The organism is Mesorhizobium sp. M7A.F.Ca.CA.002.09.1.1 (assembly GCF_003998555.1).
In the GTDB taxonomy this organism is placed as follows: Bacteria; Pseudomonadota; Alphaproteobacteria; order Rhizobiales; family Rhizobiaceae; genus Mesorhizobium; species Mesorhizobium ciceri.
Genome location: NZ_RZRR01000284.1, coordinates 1 through 5,923 on the forward strand (window position 1 = coordinate 1; position 5,923 = coordinate 5,923).

General features: G+C 63.3%; 5 protein-coding genes. 3 read left to right on the forward strand and 2 right to left on the reverse strand.

Features of this window, described 5'->3' with window-relative positions:
* Positions 1-901, forward strand: a 901-nt coding sequence (locus tag EN994_RS14505; RefSeq protein ID WP_127307607.1) for a LysR substrate-binding domain-containing protein, incomplete at its 5' end; no start/stop codon positions are given.
* A gap of 44 nt (positions 902-945) precedes the next feature.
* Here EN994_RS14505 and EN994_RS14510 read toward each other — a convergent pair.
* Complete coding sequence (locus EN994_RS14510) at positions 946-1,995, reverse strand: aldo/keto reductase (protein ID WP_063169457.1); 1,050 nt, start codon at positions 1,993-1,995, stop codon at positions 946-948.
* A 110-nt stretch (positions 1,996-2,105) separates the two neighbouring features.
* Positions 2,106-2,768: a YggS family pyridoxal phosphate-dependent enzyme gene (locus tag EN994_RS14515; protein ID WP_027163466.1), complete on the reverse strand. Its 663-nt coding sequence runs from the start codon at positions 2,766-2,768 to the stop codon at positions 2,106-2,108.
* A 155-nt stretch (positions 2,769-2,923) separates the two neighbouring features.
* Between EN994_RS14515 and leuS the strand changes: the two genes are divergently transcribed.
* Both leuS and EN994_RS14525 read left to right on the forward strand, forming a co-directional pair.
* Positions 2,924-5,548 carry a leucine--tRNA ligase gene (gene leuS, locus EN994_RS14520; RefSeq protein ID WP_063169456.1) on the forward strand — a complete coding sequence of 875 codons (2,625 nt, stop codon included), beginning with the start codon at positions 2,924-2,926 and terminating at the stop codon, positions 5,546-5,548.
* Positions 5,535-5,923 (forward strand): hypothetical protein (locus EN994_RS14525; protein WP_127307608.1); only part of this gene is annotated, 389 nt, incomplete at its 3' end. The genes leuS and EN994_RS14525, both read left to right, overlap by 14 nt.

The following is a 5,923-nucleotide window of genomic DNA, read 5'->3' on the forward strand; positions in this document are numbered from 1 at the left end:
GCCCGACATCAATCGCTCCGGCGAGATCGAAGTGTTCGTGCGCGTCGTCGAGGAAGGCAGTTTCTCCTCCGCGGCACGCGCGTTGCGCATGACGCCGTCGGCGGTGAGCAAGCTGATCGCGCGGCTGGAGGCCCGGCTTGGCGCGCGGCTGGTCAGCCGCTCGACGCGAAAGCTGCAACTGACGCCGGAAGGCACAGCATTCTACGAGAGCGGCCTGCGCATCCTTGCCGACATGGCGGCAGCCGAGCAGGAGGCAGCGGCCGGTGCTTCACCGCGCGGACGTGTGCGCATTAACAGCTACGTGCCCTTCGGGGTGCATCGGCTGGTCCCGCTTCTGCCTCGGTTCCTGGAACGCTACCCCGAGATTTCGGTCGATCTGGTGCTGACCGACAGCGTCGTCGACCTGATGGCGGAGCGCGCCGATGTTGCCATCCGTGCCGGGCCATTGAGTGAGTCACGGCTGGTGGCGCGCAAGCTCGGGCAAAGCCCGGTGGTCGTTGTTGCAGCACCTTCTTACCTCGAGACGCACGGCATACCGCTGACGCCAGCCGATCTCGACAAACACAACCGCATGGGCTTCGGCTTCGTCAGGCACCTCGATGGCTGGCCGTTCCTCGACGCGGAAGGCCGCGTCATCATGATTCCGATCACCGGCAACACGCTGGTCAGCGATGGTGAGGCGATGCGGCTCATGGCACTGGCGGGCGCGGGCATCGCCCGGCTGGCGCGCTGGCATGTGGCGGAAGACATAGCGGCCGGCAGACTGGCGCCGCTGCTGGAGGCATTCAATCCGGGTGACGAGGAGCCGACCCACGCCGTCTATGTCGGCCAGGGCCGGCATCTGCCGGCGCGGGTGCGCGCCTTTCTCGATTTTCTGGGCGAGAGCGTCCGGCTGACCTGACATCTCCGGAGCCACGGCTCCCGAGATGTCAGCGTGGGCTGTATTTATGCTTTCGGCGTGAACGCCGCCGGACGGCGGCCCGCTGCCTGGCGCTCCAGCATCCAGCCTGGATATTCGGACGGCAGGGCGCTGACCTCGTCGAGACGAACCAGATCGTCGGTGTCGAGCTTCACCTCAGTGGCGGCAAGGTTCTGCTCCAGCTGCTCCATGCGGCTGGCGCCGATGATGACGCTCATCACGAAGGGCTTGGCCAGGACATAGCCGAGCGCCACCGTGGCGACGCTCACATCATGTTTTTTGGCTATGTCGCGCATGACGGCAACGGCCGCCCAGGCGCGGTCCTCATTGACCGGCGGGAAGTTGAAGGACGCGCGGCGGCCTTCGCCATTGCCGGGTGCGCCGGGGCCATATTTGCCGGAGAGCAGGCCACCGGCCATCGGCGACCACACCATCAGGCCGAGCTTCTCCTCATTGAGCAGCGGCACGATTTCGCGCTCGAGATCGCGGCCGGCGATCGAATAATAGGACTGCACGGTCTCGAAACGGGCGAAACCCTTGCGCTCGGCGATGCCGAGCGCCTTGGCGATGCGCCATGCCGCCCAGTTGGAGACGCCGACATAGCGGACCTTACCGCTGGCAACGAGATCGTCGAGCGCCCGCAGCGTTTCGTCGATCGGCGTCACGGTGTCGGTGCCGTGCAACTGATAGAGATCGATATGGTCGAGTTGCAACCGCTCCAAGCTGGCATCGACCGAATCCATGATGTGGCCGCGTGACGAGCCGCGCTGGTTGGGGCCTTCACCCATGGCGCCATGCGCCTTGGTGGCGATGACCACATTCTGCCTGTTGACCTTGAGATCCCTGAGCGACTGGCCGAGCAACCGTTCGGATTCGCCAAAGGAGTAGACGTCGGCCGAATCGAAGAAATTGACGCCGGCGGCAAGCGAATGGGCAACGATCTCGTTGACGCCCTTCTGGTCGAGGCTGGCGATCAGGCCCCATTGGGCATTCTGGCCGGCGGCGCCGAAGGTCATGGTGCCGAGGCACAGTTCGGAGACGAACATCCCCGTATTTCCAAGCTGGTTGTAGCGCATGGTGGCGGCTCCAGAGAGTTTGTGACGACCCAAAGCAAATAGGAACGGTACGTTTCGTTTCCAGTCCTGGAGCAACGAGCCTGTCGGATTGGCCCAAAGGCCGTTGCGTCTCAGCGAGTGCCGAAGATCGCCGAACCGACGCGGACGCTGGTGGCGCCGAAGGCGATTGCTGTTTCGTAGTCGCCGGACATGCCCATTGAGAGTTTGGCGACGTCGGCTTCCTTGCTAAGCTTCTCCAACAGCGCAAAATGCGGACCGGGATTCTCGTCGGCCGGCGGGATGCACATCAGGCCTTCGATGGCGAGGCCGTGCACGTCGCGGCAGCGGGCGACGAAGGCCACGGCGTCGCGGGGCTCGATGCCGGCCTTCTGCGGCTCGGAGCCGGTGTTGACCTGGACATAGAGTTTTGGCGCGCGGCCCTGTTTGGCGATCTCCTTGGCGAGTTCGGCGGCGATCTTCTCGCGATCGACCGTCTCGATGACGTCGAACAGTGCTACCGCTTCCCTAGCCTTGTTGGATTGCAGCGGGCCGATCAGATGCAGTTCGATGTCGGGAAATGCGTCCTTCAGATCAGGCCATTTGGCTTGCGCCTCCTGCACCCGGTTCTCGCCGAAGACGCGCTGGCCGGCTTCGATGACCGGGCCGATGTCGGCGGCATCAAAGGTCTTTGAGACCGCGACCAGGATCACGGCGCCGGCTTCGCGGCCGGCCTCGCGTTCGGCGGCGGCGATCTTCGCCTTGACCGCGAAAAATTGCTGAACGGCGTCACCCATATGCAAATCCTGCTGTTTTGACCGGCGTTTTTGTCAGACGCGGTACCCATATGGTTGACGGGTTTGCCAAACCATGGTGAACACCCGGACCACATTCCCTGAACTGCCGAGCCATCGCCCGCAGTTCGCGCATGCTTTTAAGTGAAAAACGTCCCATGGCAACCGAACGATACAATCCGCGCGCGTCAGAGCCCAAATGGCAGAAGGCCTGGGACGCCAAGAAGCTGTTCGAAGCGCACAATGACGATCCGCGCCCGAAATACTACGTGCTGGAGATGTTCCCCTATCCGTCGGGGCGCATCCATATCGGTCATACCCGCAATTACACGATGGGCGACGTGGTGGCGCGCTACAAGCGGGCCAAGGGCTTCAACGTGCTGCACCCGATGGGCTGGGACGCCTTCGGCATGCCGGCCGAAAACGCGGCGATGCAGAATAAGGTCCACCCCAAGGAGTGGACCTACCAGAACATCGCCACCATGCGCGAGCAGCTCAAGGTCATGGGGCTGTCGCTGGACTGGGCGCGCGAATTCGCCACCTGCGACGTCGATTACTACCACCGCCAGCAGATGCTGTTCCTCGACTTTGTCGAGAAGGGGCTGGTGACGCGCAAATCCTCCAAGGTCAACTGGGATCCGGAGGACATGACGGTGCTTGCCAACGAGCAGGTCATCGACGGGCGCGGCTGGCGCTCGGGCGCGCTGGTCGAACAGCGCGAACTGACGCAGTGGTTCTTCAAGATCACCGACTTCGCCCAGGATCTGCTGGATTCGCTCGAAGGCCTCGACGAATGGCCGGAAAAAGTGAAGCTGATGCAGCAGAACTGGATCGGCCGCTCGGAAGGCCTGCTGATCCGTTGGCCTCTGGCCGACGCCTCCGATGGCGAGCATGAGTTGGAAGTCTATACGACAAGGCCCGACACCATCTTCGGCGCTTCCTTCATGGCTGTCGCCGCCGATCATCCGTTGGCCAAGAAGGCCGCTGCGCACAATCCGGCACTGGCGAAGTTCATCGAGGATATCGGCCATATGGGCACCTCGGTGGCGGCGCTGGAGACAGCTGAGAAGAAGGGTTTTGACACCGGCCTCCGCGTCGTCCATCCGTTTGACGACAACTGGACGCTGCCTGTCTATGTCGCCAATTTCGTGCTGATGGAATACGGCACCGGCGCCATTTTCGGCTGCCCGTCCGGCGACCAGCGCGACCTCGACTTCGCCAACAAATACGGCCTGCCGGTGATTCCGGTGGTGATGCCGGAAGGCGAGAATCCGGCGACGTTCCAGATCATCGATGAAGCCTATGTCGATGACGGCGTGATGATCAATTCGCGCTTTCTCAACGGCTTGAAGCCGGATCAGGCTTTCGACGAAGTCGCCAAACTGCTGGAGCAGAAGACGATCGGCAACCGGCCGATGGCCGAGCGCAAGGTGAATTTCCGTCTGCGCGATTGGGGCATTTCGCGCCAGCGCTACTGGGGCTGCCCTATCCCGATGATCCATTGCGAGGCTTGCGGCGTGGTGCCGGTGCCGAAGGCGGACCTGCCGGTGAAGCTGCCCGACGATGTCGATTTCGACCGCCCGGGCAATCCGCTCGACCGTCATCCGACATGGCGGCATGTGAAATGTCCGCAATGCGGCAGGGATGCGCGGCGCGAAACCGACACGATGGACACGTTCGTCGACTCGTCGTGGTATTTTGCCCGCTTCACCGCGCCGTGGGCACATGAACCGACCGATCCCAAGGCGGCCAACGAATGGCTGCCGGTCGACCAGTATATTGGCGGGATCGAGCACGCGATCCTGCATCTGCTCTATTCGCGCTTCTTCACCCGCGCCATGCGCGAGGCCGGCCATGTCGATCTGGCCGAGCCGTTCAAGGGCCTGTTCACGCAAGGCATGGTGGTGCACGAAACCTATCGTGTTGGCTCGGCATCGAACGGCCGCTGGCTGGCGCCCACCGAAGTTCGGCTGGACGACGTTGACGGCAAGCGCAGCGCCATCGAGATCGCCACCGGCGAGACCGTCTCCATCGGCCCGCTGGAAAAGATGTCGAAGTCGAAGAAGAACACTGTGAGCCCGGAAGACATCACCGATGGCTACGGCGCCGATACGGCGCGCTGGTTCATGCTGTCGGATTCGCCTCCCGAGCGCGATGTCGAGTGGACCGACGATGGCGCCGCCGGCGCGCATCGCTTCATCCAGCGCATCTGGCGCCTGGTGTCGACGGCGGCCGAAACACTGGCCGGCATCAAGCCCGTGGCGGCCAGCAGCGGCGAGGCCGCGGTGGTTTCCAAGGCCGCGCACAAGATACTCAAGGCGGTCGGAGAGGATATCGAGAAGCTCGCTTTCAACCGCGCCATCGCCCGCATCTACGAACTGGCCAACGCGCTGACCACGCCGCTTAACGAGGTGGCAGAAGGCAAGGCCGATGCAGCGCTGAAAGGCGCCTGCCGGCAGGCGGTGGAGATTCTCGTGCATCTGATCGCGCCGGTCATGCCGCATCTGGCCGAGGAGTGCTGGGCAACGCTCGGCGGCACCGATCTCGTTGCCGAACGGCCTTGGCCGGTCTTCGATCCGGCGCTGGTCGTCGACAACGAAGTCACCTATCCGGTACAGGTCAACGGCAAGAAGCGGGGGGATTTGACAATTGCCCGCGACGCGGACCAAGGTGCGGTCGAAAAAGCGGTATTGGCTCTCGACTTCGTGCAGAAAGCACTCGAAGGGAAGGCTCCGCGCAAGGTGATCATCGTGCCGCAGAGGATCGTCAATGTCGTTGCCTGATCGGGAAAAGACAGAGTTGAGCCATTTGCTGCGCCGCATGGCGCTTGCCGGCCTGATAGGTTCGCTCGCGCTTGTCTCGGCCTGCACGGTGCGGCCGCTCTATTCGAGCGCGCCACTGTCGGGTTCGCAGGCCAGTGCCAGTGCCGAACTGGCGTTGATCGGCATCAAGCCGGTCAATACGCGTTACGGCCAACAGGTGCGCAACAATCTCATTTTCGGGTTTGGACGAGGCGCCGGCGAGCCGGCCTCGCCGGCCTATTCGCTCAATCTCGGCGTGACCGAAGCGGTCGAGTCCGCGGCACTTGTGCAGGTCGGAACCGACGAAGACGAGCCGACCGCCGGTTCCGTGACGCTGACCGGCAGCTATACGCTGGC

Bases quoted from the DNA above. Each gene is read 5' to 3' on its own strand.
- EN994_RS14510 (WP_063169457.1), bottom strand. From the start codon at position 1,995: ATGCGCTACAACCAGCTTGGAAATACGGGGATGTTCGTCTCCGAACTG.
- EN994_RS14515 (WP_027163466.1), bottom strand. From the start codon at position 2,768: ATGGGTGACGCCGTTCAGCAATTTTTCGCGGTCAAGGCGAAGATCGCC.
- leuS (WP_063169456.1), top strand. From the start codon at position 2,924: ATGGCAACCGAACGATACAATCCGCGCGCGTCAGAGCCCAAATGGCAG.